Origin of the sequence: Fusobacterium perfoetens, assembly GCF_021531475.1 — a bacterium.
In the GTDB taxonomy this organism is placed as follows: domain Bacteria; phylum Fusobacteriota; class Fusobacteriia; order Fusobacteriales; family Fusobacteriaceae; genus Fusobacterium_B.
The window spans coordinates 15993-33380 of sequence record NZ_JADYTX010000024.1 but is presented as its reverse complement, the minus strand read 5'-3'; the positions used below and the strand labels follow the sequence as shown (position 1 = coordinate 33380).

The 17388-nt window shown below is 28.5% G+C and carries 14 protein-coding genes and 1 tRNA gene; 8 read left to right on the top strand and 7 right to left on the bottom strand.

All coding sequences use genetic code 11. From position 1 onward, the window contains the following. Positions 1 to 2 precede the first annotated feature (2 nt). Both I6E15_RS06595 and I6E15_RS06590 read right to left on the bottom strand, forming a co-directional pair. Positions 3 to 79: transfer RNA gene (locus I6E15_RS06595), tRNA-Ala, on the bottom strand. A 94-nt stretch (positions 80 to 173) separates the two neighbouring features. Further along, positions 174 to 1331, bottom strand: a complete 1158-nt coding sequence (locus I6E15_RS06590; RefSeq protein ID WP_235247067.1) for an aminotransferase class V-fold PLP-dependent enzyme — start codon at positions 1329 to 1331, stop codon at positions 174 to 176. Positions 1332 to 1679: 348 nt separating this feature from the next. Here I6E15_RS06590 and I6E15_RS06585 point away from each other — a divergent pair, with 348 nt between their 5' ends. From I6E15_RS06585 to I6E15_RS06570, 4 genes are all read left to right on the top strand, one after another. Next, positions 1680 to 1955 carry an HU family DNA-binding protein gene (locus I6E15_RS06585; protein WP_177162352.1) on the top strand — a complete coding sequence of 92 codons (276 nt, stop codon included), beginning with the start codon at positions 1680 to 1682 and terminating at the stop codon, positions 1953 to 1955. Positions 1956 to 2191: 236 nt separating this feature from the next. After that, entirely contained in the window at positions 2192 to 4273 is a 2082-nt protein-coding gene (gene fusA / locus I6E15_RS06580; protein WP_235247066.1) for an elongation factor G, read from the top strand. 367 nt (positions 4274 to 4640) lie between these two features. Then, positions 4641 to 5831: a MalY/PatB family protein gene (locus I6E15_RS06575; RefSeq protein ID WP_235247065.1), complete on the top strand. Its 1191-nt coding sequence runs from the start codon at positions 4641 to 4643 to the stop codon at positions 5829 to 5831. Positions 5832 to 6232: 401 nt separating this feature from the next. Next, positions 6233 to 8287, top strand: coding sequence for a glycoside hydrolase family 13 protein (locus I6E15_RS06570; RefSeq protein ID WP_235247064.1), 2055 nt, complete (start codon positions 6233 to 6235; stop codon positions 8285 to 8287). A gap of 48 nt (positions 8288 to 8335) precedes the next feature. Here I6E15_RS06570 and I6E15_RS06565 read toward each other — a convergent pair whose 3' ends face one another. The 3 genes from I6E15_RS06565 to I6E15_RS06555 form a co-directional block, all read right to left on the bottom strand. Further along, complete coding sequence (locus I6E15_RS06565) at positions 8336 to 9955, bottom strand: sensor histidine kinase (protein WP_235247063.1); 1620 nt, start codon at positions 9953 to 9955, stop codon at positions 8336 to 8338. Between the two features lie 56 nt (positions 9956 to 10011). Continuing rightward, positions 10012 to 10698 (bottom strand): response regulator transcription factor, encoded by a 687-nt coding sequence (locus tag I6E15_RS06560; protein ID WP_235247062.1) that lies wholly within the window; start codon positions 10696 to 10698, stop codon positions 10012 to 10014. 284 nt (positions 10699 to 10982) lie between these two features. Beyond that, positions 10983 to 11819, bottom strand: coding sequence for a phosphate ABC transporter substrate-binding protein (locus I6E15_RS06555; protein WP_235247061.1), 837 nt, complete (start codon positions 11817 to 11819; stop codon positions 10983 to 10985). 243 nt (positions 11820 to 12062) lie between these two features. Between I6E15_RS06555 and pstC the strand changes: the two genes are divergently transcribed. The 4 genes from pstC (at position 12063) to I6E15_RS06535 (ending at position 15633) form a co-directional block, all read left to right on the top strand. Beyond that, positions 12063 to 12941 (top strand): phosphate ABC transporter permease subunit PstC, encoded by an 879-nt coding sequence (pstC, locus tag I6E15_RS06550; protein WP_177160730.1) that lies wholly within the window; start codon positions 12063 to 12065, stop codon positions 12939 to 12941. 10 nt (positions 12942 to 12951) lie between these two features. After that, positions 12952 to 13797: a phosphate ABC transporter permease PstA gene (gene pstA, locus I6E15_RS06545; RefSeq protein ID WP_235247060.1), complete on the top strand. Its 846-nt coding sequence runs from the start codon at positions 12952 to 12954 to the stop codon at positions 13795 to 13797. Between the two features lie 20 nt (positions 13798 to 13817). Continuing rightward, positions 13818 to 14576, top strand: coding sequence for a phosphate ABC transporter ATP-binding protein PstB (gene pstB / locus I6E15_RS06540; protein ID WP_177160732.1), 759 nt, complete (start codon positions 13818 to 13820; stop codon positions 14574 to 14576). 367 nt (positions 14577 to 14943) lie between these two features. After that, complete coding sequence (locus I6E15_RS06535; protein WP_235247059.1) at positions 14944 to 15633, top strand: PhoU domain-containing protein; 690 nt, start codon at positions 14944 to 14946, stop codon at positions 15631 to 15633. Between the two features lie 596 nt (positions 15634 to 16229). On the opposite strand, the gene murI is transcribed toward I6E15_RS06535, so the two are convergent. Next, positions 16230 to 17018 carry a glutamate racemase gene (murI, locus tag I6E15_RS06530; protein WP_235247058.1) on the bottom strand — a complete coding sequence of 263 codons (789 nt, stop codon included), beginning with the start codon at positions 17016 to 17018 and terminating at the stop codon, positions 16230 to 16232. A gap of 165 nt (positions 17019 to 17183) precedes the next feature. Beyond that, positions 17184 to 17369, bottom strand: a complete 186-nt coding sequence (locus I6E15_RS06525) for a FeoB-associated Cys-rich membrane protein (protein WP_177160735.1) — start codon at positions 17367 to 17369, stop codon at positions 17184 to 17186. Between the last annotated feature and the right edge of the window lie 19 nt (positions 17370 to 17388).

The window sequence follows — 17388 nt, the reverse complement described above, 5'->3', positions numbered from 1 at the left end:
AATGGTGGAGATAAGCGGGATCGAACCGCTGACCTACGCAGTGCAAGTGCGTCGCTCTCCCAAACTGAGCTATATCCCCGAACAAGGTATATCATATCAAAAAATATAAATCTTGTCAATAAAAAAATTAAATATTTCTAAAAAAAAATAAAAAATGTTGGAAATAAAAGAAATTATTTATAGAAAAAACTGATGATTTCTTTTAAAGCTGAGATACAATAATCAATTTCTTTAATAGTATTGGTATATCCAAAAGAAAATCTAACAGCTCCATCTTCATAAGTTCCTAAATATTTATGAGCTAGAGGAGCACAATGAAACCCACCTCTTGTGCAAATATTAAATTCTTCAGATAAAATATCCGAAAGTTCAGAAGATGGAATATCTTTTACATTTAAAGCCACAACAGGTCCTCTTTCTATGTTGAAATTATCATATATTATTATTTCTGGAATATCAGAAAGAGATTTTATAAAATAATTTACTAAGTTAGTTTTATGATTTTTAATATTTTCTAGACCAATAGAATTTATATAATCAATACCAGCACCAAGACTTAATATTCCCGGAGTATTAGAAGTACCAGCCTCTAACATTTCTGGCATTTTCAGAGGTTGTCTTGGAAGTTTTGAAAAACTACCAGTTCCCCCTTCAATAATTGGAGAGATAGAAAGCCCCTCTCTAATATAAATCCCCCCTATTCCTTGAATACCCATTAAAGATTTATGACCAGTAAAACATAAAATATCAATATTATCTCGTGTAACATCTATTGGATAAAAACCTGCACTTTGAGAGACGTCAACTATAAATATAAGATTATTATCTTTTGCAATTTTTCCAATCTCTTTTATATTAAAAATATAACCAGTGACATTTGATATATGATTTATAACAATAGCTCTTGTATCTTCTCTAATAAGTGAAGTTATATTTTTTATAACCTCTTTATCATCTTTAGAAGGAGTTATATATGAAATCTCCACTCCTTTATTATCTTTTAGATAATTTAGTGGTCTAAGGACAGAGTTATGTTCTAAAACTGATGTTATAATATGACAGTTTTCAAATCCTAAACCTTTGATAGCAAAATTAAGAGATTCAGTTGAATTTTTGGTAAAAGCTATCTGTAAAGGGGTAGATATATTAAAAAAATTTGCTAATTTTTCACGGACTTCTAAAATTTTTCTATCTAAAGATATATTTTTTTTATAAGAACTTCTACTTGGATTTCCATTAAAAGTAGTGATTGCCTCTAAAACTGTATCAATAACTATTTTTGGTTTTGGGTTTGATGTGGCACTATGGTCAAAATAATATTCTCTATTCATAAAATTTTACCTCAATTATTATTTATTATTTTATAAGATTATAACATATTAATCAAAATTATAAAATATAAAAAAATCTTTAAAAATTTGTATTATTATGTAACATAAAAATAAAAAATCAAAAATAAAAACATCTTTTTTTAAAATAAAATGTTTTGTCCAAAGAGAGGATAATTTTTTTTAAAAATTAAAATATCCATTGAAATCATTAAAAAAATTATTGAAAAATTTAAAAAAAGTACTTGTCATTATCTGTAAAATATGATATAACTTATAGGCTATGCAAAAATAGATTTTTTGCTTTTAAAATAATTTATTAAAAATTTATATATATTTTGGAGGTTTGTAATGACAAAGAAAGAGTTAGCTAATATATTATATTTAAAGGAAGTGTTTGATACAAAATTAGACGCTGAGAAAAAAATAGATTCTATATTAGATTTAATACAAGAAACATTATTATCTGGAGAAGATGTTAATTTCATCGGTTGGGGAAAATTAGAAGTTGTTCAAAGAGCACCTAGACTTGGAAGAAACCCAAAAACTGGAGAAGAAGTACAAATCGATTCAAGAAGAGGAATTAAATTTAAACCTGGTAAAAAATTCCTAGAAAAATTAAACTAAAAAACATTGTAAGCTAAATTTTATCATAATATATTTCCCGAAAAAGAGTATCCCTAAGATGCTCTTTTTTATTATCTTAAAAAGATTTTGAAGTGTAAAATGAATTTATATAAATCTTAATGTTTAAAAAAAATAAAAAAAATTCAAAAAAAGACTTGATTTTTTGCAATTTATGAGCTATAAACATAATATGAGGTTAAAATACTAAAATAGTTTTTACAGGAGGGGTTATATCTATGAAAAATTATACAACAGATCAAATCAGAAACGTAAGCTTTTTAGGACACAGAGGTTCAGGTAAAACATCACTTGTTGAAGCTCTACTTTGGAGAGCAAAAGTTGTCGCTAAACCTGGAATAGTTGAAAAGGGAAGTACTTTATCAGACTATGATGAAGAAGAAATCGCAAGACAATTCTCTATCAATACTTCAGTAATATCTCTTGATTATCAAGATAGAATTTATAATATTTTGGACACTCCAGGATATGCAGATTTTAAAGGTGAAGTTTTATCAGCTTTAAGAGTAGCAGAGGGAGCAGTATTAGTATTAGATGCTAGTGCTGGTATAGAAATAGGAACAGAAAAAGCTTGGAGATTATTAGAAGAAAGACATATCCCAAGAATAATATTTATAAATAAAATGGACAAAGGTGCTGTAAATTACAAAAAAATCCTTATGGATTTAAAAGAAAAATTTGGTAAAAAAGTTGCTCCATTCTGTATTCCATTAGGAGAAGGAGAAAAGTTTAAAGGATTTATAAACGTAGTAGAAAATAAATGTAGAATATTCACAGGGGAAATGTGTGAAGATAGACCTTTAGTAGAACACGAAGATTTTGAAAGTGTAAAAAATCTTTTAATAGAAGCTGTTGCTGAAACAAGTGAAGAAGCTATGGAAAAATTCTTTAATGGAGAGGAATTTACTCACGACGAAATTCAAAAAGGATTACGTAAAGGTGTAGTAAATGGTGACGTTGTTCCAGTAGTAGTAGGATCAGCTTTAGGTGGAATAGGATTCCAAACATTGTTTGAAATGATATATGACTATATGCCTACTCCAGTTGAAGCAAGAGGTGGAGAAGTTGAAGGAATTAATCCTGATACAGAAGACCCAATAGTTAGAAAAGTAGATATGCAAGAGCCATTCTCAGCCTTTGTATTTAAAACAATAGTTGACCCATTTATCGGAAAAATATCTTTATTTAAAGTAAATTCTGGTGTGGCTACAAGAGACGTAGAAGTTTTAAATGCTAGTCAAAATAAAAAAGAAAAATTAAGTAACCTATACTATGTAAGAGGAATTAAACAAAGAGATACTGAAAGAGTTGTGGCAGGAGATATCGCAGCTACTACAAAACTTCAATATACAAGAACAGGAGATACTTTATGTGATAAAGCTAATCCAATCATATATGAAGGAATAGATTTCCCTAAACCTTGTATCTTTATGAACGTAGTACCTAGCAAAAAAGCTGACGATGAAAAAATAAGTACAAGTTTACAAAAACTAACAGAAGAAGACCCAACTTTAAAAGTTATAAGAAATCCAGAAACAAAAGAATTATTACTTGGTGGACAAGGAAAAACTCACTTAGAAATAGTTCTTAGCAAATTAGTTAATAAATTCCAAGTACACGCTACACTTACAAAACCAAAAGTAGCTTATAGAGAAACTATTAGAAAAGAAGTTTCTGTACAAGGAAAACATAAAAAACAATCTGGTGGAGCTGGACAATACGGAGATGTATTTATTAAGTTTGAACCACTATATGATAAAGAATATGAATTTGTAGATAATATAAAAGGTGGAGTAGTTCCAAGACAATACTTACCAGCTGTTGAAAAAGGACTTCACGAAGCAGCTCTTAAAGGACCTTTAGCTGGATACCCAGTTATCAACTTTAAAGCAACTTTATATGATGGTTCTTATCACCCAGTTGACTCTAATGAAATATCTTTCAAACAAGCAGCTATTCTTGCTTTTAGAAAAGCGATGGAATCAGGAGCAGTACCAGTACTTCTAGAACCAATCGTAAAAATGGAAATAATAGTTCCAGAAGAATATACTGGAGATGTTATGGGAGATATGAATAAGAGAAGAGGAAAAATATTAGGAATTGATCCATTAACATTCGGAGAACAAAAAATATCTGCTGAAGTGCCAGAAAAAGAGGTACTAGAATATGCTATTGACTTAAAAGCTATGACTCAATCAAGAGGAAGATTTGAGTTTGAATTCTTAAAATATGACTATGTTCCAAATGAAGTAGCAGAAAAAATAATAGAAGAAGCAAAAAAAGCTAAAGAAGAAAAGTAGTATCATAGTATAACCTCAGAACAAGGGGGGTGCCTGTAAAAAGGCATCTCTCTTTTGTTTTTTAGAAAATAAAAAAAAGTAACGTTACCAATGCGGGCGAAACATTGATAACATTACTTCGTAGGGAGTATGGGGTTTTGAAAATTATCCCTTATGTTATAAGTATAGCATAAAAAATTTGATTTGTACAGTTTTAAATATGAAAAAATTCAATAAAAGTACAAAAAACAAAGTTTAATGTTTTATATTAGAAATTTAAAGTCAGTAATAGCGATAAGTGTATAAATAAAAATATGTGAAAAAATTGTTTTTTAGTAAAAATAAATATGGTATAATTTAGTTATATTGGACAATTAGGAGGTTAGATATGAAATATAATTTTGACGAAATAATAAAACGTAGCAAAAGAAATTCAAGAAAATGGAACAGTAAATATTATAAAGAGGTTTTTAATAATCAAGATGATTTACTAGCTATGTGGATAGCTGATATGGATTTTAGAGCCTCAGACGGTATTCAAAATAGATTAAAAAAACTTGTAGAACACGGAATTTATGGGTATGGTGCAGCAGATGATGAGTATTATGATGCTATCATAAGATGGAATAAAGTTAGAAATAATTGGGAAGTTCCAAGAGAAGCGATAATGTATACTCCGGGAATAGTGCCAGCTATCAACTATATACTACAAACTTATACAAAAGAACAAGACAATGTAATGATTTTCACTCCAGTTTACGGACCATTTAAAAGAAGTATACTTAATAACAAAAGAGGATTAGTAATCTGTCCTTTATTAAAAGATGAAAATAATAATTATTCAATAGATTTTGAAAATATGGAAAAATTAATGAAAGAAAAATCAGTTAAAATGGTAATTTTCTGTTCTCCTCATAATCCAGTAGGAAGAGTTTGGACAATGGAAGAATTAGAAAAAGTGGCTGAAATCTCTCTTAATAATAAAGCATTAATGGTTTGTGATGAGATACATTCAGATTTAATATTTGGAGATAATAAATTTATATCTTATGGAAACTTACCTGAAAAATACAGAGCTAATGGAATAATCTGTAATGCAGTTAGTAAAACATTTAACTTAGCAGGAATGCAAGTTTCAAATGTAATAATATTTAATAATATTTTAAGAGAAAAATATAAAAATACAATGGGATTATATAATGTAGTTTCTCCTAACGCTTTTGCAATAGAGGCTGTAAAAGGTGCTTATTTAGAAAGTGATGAATGGTATGCTGAGATGTTAGAATATATTTGGCAAAATATACTTTTTGCTAAAAAATATATTGATGAAAACATTCCTAAATTAAAATTTAATATCCCTGAGGGGACTTATCTTGGTTGGATAGATTTTAATGGATATGGAGTGTATGGAAAAGATTTAGAAGATTTATTTGAGGAAAAATTAAAAATAGCTATTGACTATGGACATTGGTTTGGAGAAGAGGGAAAAGGATTTATAAGAATGAATTTTGCTTGTCCAAGAGAAGTTGTAGTTGAGGCTTTAGAAAGAATAAAAAAATATTTTGAAAAAAATAATTAAAATTTAGATTAAAAGGGAGCTGTTGCTAAGTTAAGAAATATAAGATTAAAAATTACTACAGATTACGAAAAATTGATTTATTAAAAGCTCATCTCACTAAAATCACAAAACTCACTTCGTCCAAACAGTTGTGATTTTTAGCGTTCAATGTGCTTTATAAATATAATTTTTCTCCATAATTTCCGTAATTTTTAATTTATATTCTTTTAATGAGAATGCAACAGCTTTTTATTTTTTTTGTAAAAGATAAAAATTTTAATTAAAGAAAATCTATAATTTTGAATAGTTTTTGATAATTTTATTTTTTATAAAAAATTTTATTGTATACATTTCTTTGGTTTTGTTTTATAATATACTTGGGAGAATATTATAAAAATAAAAATTCTATGAGAGGGAAGAATATGGTAGAACTAATTGATTTATCTTGGAAAGATGAATACGTAACTTTTGATTCACAAGATACAAAATATAAGTCTATTTTTGGGGCTGTTCCTTGTAATCAATCTGTAACTTTTAATATAGAAATAAATAAAAATGCTATGATAAACTGTGTTTATGTACATTTTTTTGTAGATAATTTAGATGTTTCAAAACCTGCAGTTCATTGTGCTTATGAGATGAAACCTGTGGATAATTTAGAAGATGAAAATAATAAAACTTATTCTTATACATATAAGACAGGAACATTGCCAAGACTTGTTTTTTACTATTTTGAGATATCATTAAAAAATGGTGAAATAAAATATTATGGAAATAATACTGATAAACTAGGAGGAAAAGGACAAATATATCTATATAATCCACCAGCTTATCAGATGACAACTTTTTATGCTGGAAGTAAAACTCCTAACTGGTATAAAGAGTCGATAATTTATCAAATATTTCCAGATAGATTTTATAATGGAAATCCTTATGGAAGTCTGTCTGCCCACAAAAGAAATACCTTTATATATGGAAACTGGAACGATTTGCCAGTGTATATAAAAGGGGAAAACGGAGATATTTTACGTTGGGATTTCTTTGGTGGAAATCTAAAAGGGATTGAGCAAAAAATAGATTATTTAAAGGAGCTTGGAATAAATCTTGTTTACTTAAATCCTATTTTCCAATCTGCTAGTAATCACCGTTATGACACTGGAGATTATAAAGAGATTGACCCTATTTTAGGAACAGAGCAGGATTTTGCAAACCTTGTTAATAGTTTAAAAGAAAATAATATAAATCTTATCTTAGACGGAGTATTTAACCACACTGGTAGAGATAGTAAATATTTTAATAGATTTGGAAATTATGATTCAGTGGGAGCTTACAACTCTGTTGGATCTCCATATTATGATTGGTATACTTTTAAAAATTATCCAAATGATTATGTATCTTGGTGGGGAAATGCAGACCTGCCTTGTGTAAATGAGATGAACCCTAATTTCTTAAATTATATTATAAGAGATGAAGACAGTGTAGTTGCAAAATGGTTAAACCTTGGGATAAAAGGTTGGAGATTAGATGTAGCTGATGAGTTACCGGGAGAATTTCTGAAACTTTTAAGAAAGAGATGCCACGAGATTGATAATGAATCTATTTTATTAGGAGAGGTTTGGGAAGATGCCACTAATAAAATAAGCTATAATAAAAGAAGAGAGTATATGTGTGGTGAGGAACTTGATACAGTTACCAACTATCCATTTAAGAAAATATTATTAGAATTTTTCTATAATAATTATGATGCAGAAAAAGTATGTAGATCTTTTATGAATCTTCGTGAAAACTATCCAAAAGAGAATTTTTACTCTCTTACAAATATGATAGGAAGTCACGACGTAGAGAGAATCCTTACTGTATGTGAAAATATAGGAAACTTTATGAAAGATACTCTTTATAAATCAAGTTTAAACAAGGAAAGACTTCTTTTAAAAGATGAGCTTACAAAGAGATTAGGAGTTAGTCTTTTAAAATTATTTAGCTTGGTACAACTAACATTCCCAGGAGTTCCATTGATTTATTATGGAGATGAGGCTGGAGTTAGAGGAGGAAAAGACCCTGACAACAGAAGAACTTATCCTTGGGGAAATGAGGATCAAGACCTACTTGGTTGGTATAAAAAAATAATTGGTATCAGAAATAAAAATCCACTTCTTTCAACTGGGGATTTCAAACAATTCTCTATTAATGAAGACATTTATGGTTATATCCGTTTCTTAAATAAAGGTGTTGACCAATTTGGTAAGAGCAGAGGGACAGACAACTTTATAATGGTTATGATAAATAGAAATCCAGTTGTAGAATATAATTTTGAGTTTGATTTTAAACAGTTTGATAATATAAACTCTGTTAAAAATTGTAAAGCTATTTATGAGTTGTTTGAAGGTAAAAAATATTTTACTTCAACAAAAACTTTAAATTTAAAAATAAAAGAGTTAGGATTCTTAGTAATTTCTAATATAGATTTAAATAAATAATAAAAAAAGAAAGTCAGAATAAAAACTGGCTTTCTTTTAATATATAAATTATTTTAAGAAATAGAATCTAAAATTACTTCCCTCGTGTTCAGAGGATTCAATAACTATCTCTCCTCCAAATTGTTCAACAAGCTCTTTTACAATGGCAAGTCCAAGACCTGTACCACCCATATTACTAGTTCTAGCTTTATCAACTCTATAAAATCTCTCGAATACTTTTTTTAGTTTATCCTGAGGTATTCCGATACCATTATCTTTTACTGAGAATAGATATTTTGATTTTTCCTCTGTAATATCCACCTTAATAGAAGGGACATCAGATGTATTATAAATAATTCCATTTTCAATAAGGTTTTTAAGTATCATAATAAGTTTTTCTTTATCAGTATTTATCATACCTTGATTTATCTCTAAAAGATTCCAATTGAAGTTAAGTTCTGCTTTTTTTCTTTTGATTATTCCAAAAAGAGATTCTCTAATTTGGTCTTCTATAAGTTTAGGTTCTACAGGAACTACTTGAAGAATTTTAGAGCTTTCTATCTTGGAGATATTAAGGAAATCTAAAACTATATTTTCTAATTTTTCTACATTGTTATTGATAATATTTAAAAATCTAAGTCTTATCTCTTTTGGAGCATCTTCAAGGGCAATCAGATATCCTTTTATATTAGTAAGAGGTGTTTTAAGCTCGTGACTGACATTACTTATGAAATTCTTTTGAATTTCCACAGTTCTTCTTGTGCTAGTAATATCTTTTATTGTTACTAGGAACTGGTCATTTTTCTTAATATATTTTACACTGATTAAGAAATATTCTTTAATTCCGTTTACATATACCTCTTTTCTAATATCTTTTTTAAGAGTTATACTATTTTTTATAAGGGTTATTATCTCGATATATTTAAAACTCTCAGTATATTTTTGGCTGTCGATAATCAATAGATGATTAAGGGAGTTATTTTTTAAAACAAAATTTCCATTGTTGTCAATAAGACCTATAAAAGCATCAACTGATGATATAATCAAATCCAAAATTTTCTTTTCAAAATCAAGTTTTGCTATATTATCAAGATTATTTTTTTGCCACTCTTCTAGGATTTCCCAAAACTCATATAGCCATTTTTCCTCTCTACCATAGAAAATCTTTCTTTCAAGCTCTCCACTTTCTAAGAAACCTTTCATTATTTTTATCTTATTTTCCAAATCTCTTTTTAGATAGTTTTTATAGAAAAAATAACTTACAAAATTTAGGAATATAAAGAACAGACTTAAAATCCAAGCAACAGTTTTTATCTGCTCCATTTTTTCAGTATAATCTTCAGAAATTCTTATAATATATTTATCTTCTGGTGAAAGCTTGTATTTTGTAGCATAATAAGCATAATAGCTACCTAAAGTTTTACTTTTTCTTATAGCAAATCCACTATTTCCATAGATAGCTGATAAAACTTCTTGTCTACCAGAATGGTTGTCCATAACCTCTTGATTAGGTTGCTTTGAGTCAAAATAAACTTTACCTTGATAGTCTATAATAGTAAATCTTATATTTGTATCTTTAAAAAGCTCGTCATACTCTTCAAAAGGTTTTCCGTGAGCTACAAGTTTTACAAGAAGTGTATCCTCTTTTAAAATATTTTTCTCAGTCTCTTTGTAAATATTAGACAGCATAGAGGTATTTAAAATTACAAATAAAATCTCGCAGATTAAAATTATAAGTCCAGCAATTATTTCTTTTCTTTTAATTTGTAACCAACTCCTTTTACAGTATGGATACAGTCAGAAAGAATAGGAAGTTTTTCTCTAAGTTTTGAGATATATACATCTACAGTTCTATCTCCAGTATAGTAACTACTGTTCCAAACTTCATCTAGGATTTTATCACGAGTAACTACAAGCCCCTTATTTCTTATTAAAAGGGCAAGTAAGTCATATTCTTTTTTGGAAAGGTCAATCTCTTTTTCATCATAAGTTACAATATGTTTGCTATTATCTATTGTGATGTTTTCAAAACGATAATTTTCATCAATTTCTTTTTTTGAAATTTCATCATTTTTTACAAGTTTTTTAACTCTCAAGACAAGTTCTCTTGGGTCAAAAGGTTTTCTAAGATAGTCATCAGCACCTATTTCCAAACCCTCTAATACATCTTCTATTTCAGTCTTAGCTGTAACCATAATTATTTTTGGATTTCCATATTCTTCAGGTAGATTTTTTACAATCTTTGCAAAGTTTTTTCCATCAAGTCCCGGTATCATAAGGTCTAAAACTATCACTTGATGTTTATTCTTTTTTAAAATCTTAAGAGCGTCAAGTCCATTATCCACCTTGTCTATTTCAAAATTTTCTTTCTCTAAAAAATAACCGATTAGTTCACGAATTTCACTATCATCTTCTACTACTAAAACTCTCAAAATCTTCCCCCTTCTAATTTTTTTCTATATTATAGCACAAAACTGGGGCTGTTGCATTTTTTATAAGTGAGAATATAGATTAAAAATTATGAAATTATGGAGAAAAATTAGATTTATAAAGTGACACGTAATGCTAAAAATCACAACTGTTTGAGCGTAGCGAGTTTTATGATTTTAATGGAGTGAGCTTTAAATAAATCAATTTTTCGGAATCTGTAATAATTTTTAATCTTATATTCCTTAAATTTGCAACAGCCTCAGTTTTATTATTTTATTTATTTGTGTTATCTTTTGATAAATCCTTCGCTTTCAACAACTGCTTGACCGTCAGCAGAGATTGCGAAATCTACTAATTCTTTCATTGTTCCAGTTCTTTCACTTGGTACATACCAGTAAACTTCTCTAGCGATTGGATAAGTTTTGTTTGATACATTTTCTTTTGATGGAGCAATTCCGTCTATTGATAATGAGTGAACTGAATCGTCCATATATCCCATTCCGATATAACCGATAGCATATTTATTTGATTTTACTTCTTGTTTAATAGCTTCATTTGATGGCATATATAAAGTTTCTGGTCCATATTCAAGATTATTTTTTTCTCCACCTCTTATAACGTGTTCTTTGAAGAATTCGTGAGTTCCTGAAGATGAATCTCTAGAAAGAGCTACTATTTTAGCGTCGTCTCCTCCAACTTCTTTCCAGTTAGTGATTTCTCCTCTGAAGATTTTTCCAAGTGTTACAGAATCAAGTCCTTTTACTGAGTTGTTTTGGTTAACTATAAGAGTGATTCCGTCAAATCCTAAAACTACTTCTTCAACACCGATTCCTAATTCTTTTGCTTTATCTATTTCAGATTGTTTCATAGCTCTTGACGCCATTGCTATATCAGTTGTTTTGTTAAGTAGTGCAGATATTCCAACTCCTGAACCTCCACCAGTAACAGCTATTTTAGCTTTTGGATTTTTTTGCATAAACTCTTCAGCTATCCCTTGAGTAACGTTAAGTATTGTATCAGAACCTTTAGCTTGAATAACTTTTGATTCTTTTGCACCTCCACAACCTGTGAATAATGCTCCTAAGATTAACATTCCAGCTAAAAATGATTTTTTCATTTTCATAAATTATACCTCCGTAATATATTTAAAATTTATTTTTTATTTCATTTCTTGTGTCATTTCCCTTTGACAGCTGTATCTTAATATTTTTTTGTTAAAGTTAAATTAATCTAATGTAAAAATTGTGTAAAAAAAAATTTACATATTTTTTACATTGGATTTACTCTCTTTTCACAGAAATAATTTATAATAAGTCGAAAAATAAAAAATTAAATATTTAGATTATAAAATGAGGTGAAAGATTTTATGAAAAACTCACGGAAATTTTTGGATTTATCAGTAAGAAAATTTCTTCTTGGAACAGGACTTCTAAATATAGTAATAATATTTACAATGTTCTTGTTTATTTTTTTAAATGGTATGAAATTCTTTGGACATTCAAGTGTTAAAGATTTTGTCTTTGGTACAAAGTGGATTTCGTTGTCAGGATTTTATGGACTTGTGCCACTTTTGGTAGGTTCTTTTTGGGTAACTATAATAGCAATAATTATAGCAGTGCCACTAGGAATTTTAACAGCTGTATATATATTTGAGTATGCACCTTTAAAAGTTAAGAATGCTATGAAAATATTAATAGAAGTAATGTCAGCTATCCCATCAGTTGTGCTTGGATTTATAGGGCTTTATGTTTTATCTGGTCCAATAAAAGATCTTTTTGGATTAAACAGTGGTCTGACAGCTTTTACAGGTTCTATAATGCTAGCTTTTATGGCTCTTCCAACTATTGTTACAATGACAGAAGATGCTTTGAACGCTCTTGATCCATCATATAAAGAAGCTGCTTTAGCATTAGGTTCTACAAAGGTAGAAACAATATTTAATGTACTTTTACCAGCAGCTTTCCCGGGAATATTTGCAGGGATAATGTTAGGATTTGGAAGAATAATCGGAGAAACTTTAACAGTTTTAATGGTAACAGGAAACGCTCCAATACTTGCAAAATCTCCACTATCTCCAGTTAGAACAATGACAGCTACAATAGCTGCAGAGATGGGAGAGGTAGTACAAGGAAGTGACCACTACTTTGCACTATTTGCCATAGGTATTGTACTTTTTATCATAAGTTTTATAACAAATACTGTTGCTGATTACTATGTAACAAAAGCACGTAAACTTAGAAATTAGAGGTGTAGTAATGATAATTATTAAAAGAAATGGAGAGAAAATATTTAAAAAAGCTATATCGGTTATCGGAGCTTTGACAATACTGCCTATATTTGTAATATTAATTTTTGTAGCTTTAAAAGGTATAATGGGAATAAATTTTGAATTCCTATTCGGAATGCCAACTGACGGAATGAGATCTGGAGGAATTTTTCCAGCAATAATAGGTAGTATATATCTAACACTTGGAACAATCTTATTCTCTGTACCTTTTGGAATATTTACAGGAGTTTATCTAGTAGAGTATGCCAAAGATACAAAACTTACAAGATTTATAAATCTAACAATTATAAACCTTGCAGGGATTCCAAGTATAATATATGGATTATTCGGTATGGCACTGTTTGTAATATTCTTAAACTTTGGTTCATCAATACTTTCTGGTTCTCTAACACTTGGAATAATGTGTCTGCCAGTAATTATCACAGCTGTTCGTGAGGCACTTTTAAGTGTTCCAAATAATTTGAGAGAGGCGTCACTTGCTCTTGGAGCTACAAAATGGGAAACAATATATAAAGTGGTTCTTCCTGCAGCATCTCCCGGAATACTTACTGGAATTATCTTAAGTATATCAAGAGCTAGTGGAGAAACAGCTCCTATAATGTTTACAGCAGCAGCCTTTTACTTCCCATTCCTACCAACAGGAATATTCGATCAAGTAATGGCTCTACCATATCACTTATTTGTAATATCAACACAAGTTCCTAATATGCCATTAAGTAATATGTATGGAACACTTTTAGTTTTAGTAGTTATAACAATTGGATTTAATCTGATTGGTGCATTTTTAAGAAATAGATTTAAAAATAAATATTAATATAGAGGTGAATTTTTTAGATGGAAAATACAAGGATTGAAGTTAAAAACTTTAATTTCTATTATGGAGATTTTAAAGCATTAAAAAATATAAATATGAATATCCAAAAGAATAAAGTAACAGCTCTTATTGGACCTTCTGGTTGTGGAAAATCTACATTCTTAAGATCTCTTAATAGAATGAATGATCTAATCTCTGGAACTAGATATGAAGGAGAAGTTTTATTTGATAATAAAAATATCTTAGATGAAGATTTTGATGTAACAGAACTTAGAAAAAAAATAGGAATGGTTTTCCAAAAACCAAACCCTTTCCCAAAAAGTATATATGATAATATAACTTTTGCACCTATCCTTCACGGAGAAACAGACAAGAAAAAACTTGATGAGATAGTTGAATCATCATTAAGAGCTGTGGCTCTTTGGGACGAAGTAAAAGATAAACTTCATCAATCAGCTTTAAGACTTTCAGGGGGACAACAACAAAGACTTTGTATAGCAAGAGCTATATCAATAAAACCTGAAATACTTTTAATGGACGAGCCAACATCAGCTCTTGACCCAATATCAACTTCAAAAATAGAAGAACTTATAAGACAACTTGAAAAAGATTATAGTATAGTTATAGTTACTCACAATATGCAACAAGCAGCTAGAATTTCTGAGTACACTGGATTTTTCTATCAAGGAGTTTTAGAGGAATTTGATAAAACTGAAGTTATTTTCACAGCTCCTCACAATAAGAAAACCGAGGATTATATCACAGGAAAATTTGGATAGAAAGAAGAATATTTATATATATAAAAATTACTTCATATTCCAAAAATCTGATTTAGCTAAGTTCGTTTCACTAAAAATGACAAACTCGCTACGCTCAAACAGTGTCATTTTTTAGCGTTCAACATCACTTGCTATCTCTAGATTTTTTCCATAAATTACGTAATTTTTAATATATAAATTGGTGAGTGGGTATAATTCTTAATACTTTCTTTTAACTTGGTGAATAGAATAAATTGCGTAATTTTTAATATATAAACTGATAGGTAGATATAATTTTTAAAATTTTCTTTTATCTTAACCAAATTATGTAATTTTTAATTATATTATTGATAGAATAGAATTTAATAAGGAAGAAAAAGGAGTTAAAATGAGAAATTTACAAGAAAGCTTAACTGGTTTAAATGAACATTACTTAGAGATGTTAAAGCATCTTAGTAGAATGCTTGAAATAAATATAGAGGCTGTAAAAGATGGAAAAGTAAGTCCAAAACTTTATGGAGAATGCTTTGTAATAGAAGATGTTATAAATGCTTTTGAAGTAAAAGTAAAAGAAGATTCTATAAACTGTATTGCTAGATTCCAACCAGCTGCCAAAAACTTAAGAGCATTAATAATGATAATAGACGGAGTTAGACTTATAGAAAGAATGGCTGACATTCTAAAAAGTAACTTTAAAGTTATGAGAGAGATTGAACTTATAAATCCAGAAATTAATACAAGACTTGAGGGAGCAATGTACAACTACCTTATGAGAATTAAAAGTACATTTGATTCTTATATTGTTTCTTTCTCTACATCTGATGAAGAACTACTTTATACTTTAGTTACAGCTGACGAAGATATTAACTCTGAAACAAAAGCAATAGTTGATAAAATAGCTGAATGTATAAAAAGAAATCCAGCTGAAACTAATGAGTTACTTCAAGTTGTATCTCTAGTAAAAAAATATGAAAGATTTTCAGACCATATTATCCATTTAGTTGTGGATTTGGTATATATACTAAAAGGTGAAAACCTAAGAAAAAAAGAACTTTTAGATGAGAAAAAAGATATCTAAAGCTCTCCCCTTCTCTAAAGGAGCTGTCATATTTTCGATGGCTCTTTTTATATTTAAAACTAAATTTATAAGATTTGTAGTAACAATGGTAGAAAATGTAGTAAAATTTTTCTTGTGTAACTTATTTAAAATAAAGATAATATATCTTATGTAGTAAAACTATATTTTTTGTTACCACATTATAAAACTTTTAATTTAAATATATTACATTCAATTGTGGTAGAAGTATATAAATCTTGTTATTTAATAATATTTTATATAAGATCATTAATAATACTACTACATAAATATATGTATCTGTGTATATATTTGTATGTAAGTAAATTTTTTTACCACAAAGGGTATTTTTTAGTTATAAATATTTTAATTATATAAAGTTATGATGTGGTAATAACTGTTCTACAAAATTACTACACATTTTTTATAAACTCTTAATTATAGCAATTATCTTTATTTAGAACTTTTAATTTGTGGCATAAAAGTGGCAGTTGTGGTAAGAAAATAGAGAAGATATTGCGATGGAAGTATTTTAATTGATGATTTTTTTAATAGTGGAATAAAAAAATAGAGAAGGTTTTCTTTCTCTATTTTTATTACTATAAATTTATCTCAAAAACACTATCTATACTAGCTCCCAAAAACTCTTGAGCCTTATTCTTAAAGCTATCTTTATCACTGCTTACATAAAATTCTGTCTTACCAACTTCTTTTTGTTCATTTAAAAGGTTAGCCTCTTTTAAAGAACGATAAACCTCACAAGCACATTTTTCACTAGGGTCTAAGATATTCCCCTTAAATCTCTTTTTGATATCCTCTATAATGAAAGGATAGTGTGTACAAGCTAAAAGTAGAGCCTCGCAGGTATTTGGAAGTTTATCAAGATAGCTTTCCAAAACCTCACCTCTATCTTCAAAATTTTGCCACCCTTTTTCTATCATAGGACATAGTTTATCACAACCAACAGAATTAACCTTTAGATTTTTATCTCTTAGGCTTAATCTTTTAGGATATTCTCCGCTATTTACAGTAAAAGGTGTTCCAATTATACCGATCTCTTTATATGTATTTTTTTTAATAGACTCCAAACCAGAATTTATAATTCCAATAATAGGAACAGAAGATACACTTCTTAAGTATTCATAAGCAGCAATAGAGGCTGTATTACAAGCTATTATTATAACTTTACAATTATTTTTAGTTAGAAAATCCACTATTTTATGGGATAAAGCTTGAATCTCCTCTTTTGTTTTTTCACCATAAGGGACATTTTTAGTATCTCCAAAATATATGATATTTTCATTTGGTAAAAGTTTTCTAAGTTCTTTTAAAACTGTAACTCCACCAAGACCTGAGTCAAAAACTCCTATGTTGTAATTTCTATTCATTGATACTCCTTAGTTAAAAAGTATTTCATAATCATTCCCTCGATTTTACTCTACATTATATAATTTATAGAGGATATAAGCAAGTTTTTTAGTAATATTTTTTTAATATTTAAAAAAGAGTCCAAATCTAAAACTCTTTGAACTCTTTTTCTTAAGGTAATTTTGTTATTTTTTCTCAGTGTGAGAGCAGTTGCAAGAGCCACAATTTCCGCTACAACCACAACCCTCTCCATCTTTTTTGTCGTGTCCACAAGATGCACAACCATCTTTTCCAGTAAAATTTCTATATAAAGCTCTAAAAGAATATAGAGCTAAGATTATTAAAACTCCTATTAAGATATAAGTTTTCATAATATACTTCCTTTCTATT

Coding starts and splice junctions, on each gene's coding strand:
- I6E15_RS06590 (WP_235247067.1), bottom strand. CDS start 1,331: ATGAATAGAGAATATTATTTTGACCATAGTGCCACATCAAACCCAAAA.
- I6E15_RS06585 (WP_177162352.1), top strand. CDS start 1,680: ATGACAAAGAAAGAGTTAGCTAATATATTATATTTAAAGGAAGTGTTT.
- fusA (WP_235247066.1), top strand. CDS start 2,192: ATGAAAAATTATACAACAGATCAAATCAGAAACGTAAGCTTTTTAGGA.
- I6E15_RS06575 (WP_235247065.1), top strand. CDS start 4,641: ATGAAATATAATTTTGACGAAATAATAAAACGTAGCAAAAGAAATTCA.
- I6E15_RS06570 (WP_235247064.1), top strand. CDS start 6,233: ATGGTAGAACTAATTGATTTATCTTGGAAAGATGAATACGTAACTTTT.
- I6E15_RS06565 (WP_235247063.1), bottom strand. CDS start 9,955: ATGCTGTCTAATATTTACAAAGAGACTGAGAAAAATATTTTAAAAGAG.
- I6E15_RS06555 (WP_235247061.1), bottom strand. CDS start 11,819: ATGAAAATGAAAAAATCATTTTTAGCTGGAATGTTAATCTTAGGAGCA.
- pstC (WP_177160730.1), top strand. CDS start 12,063: ATGAAAAACTCACGGAAATTTTTGGATTTATCAGTAAGAAAATTTCTT.
- pstA (WP_235247060.1), top strand. CDS start 12,952: ATGATAATTATTAAAAGAAATGGAGAGAAAATATTTAAAAAAGCTATA.
- pstB (WP_177160732.1), top strand. CDS start 13,818: ATGGAAAATACAAGGATTGAAGTTAAAAACTTTAATTTCTATTATGGA.
- I6E15_RS06535 (WP_235247059.1), top strand. CDS start 14,944: ATGAGAAATTTACAAGAAAGCTTAACTGGTTTAAATGAACATTACTTA.
- murI (WP_235247058.1), bottom strand. CDS start 17,018: ATGAATAGAAATTACAACATAGGAGTTTTTGACTCAGGTCTTGGTGGA.
- I6E15_RS06525 (WP_177160735.1), bottom strand. CDS start 17,369: ATGAAAACTTATATCTTAATAGGAGTTTTAATAATCTTAGCTCTATAT.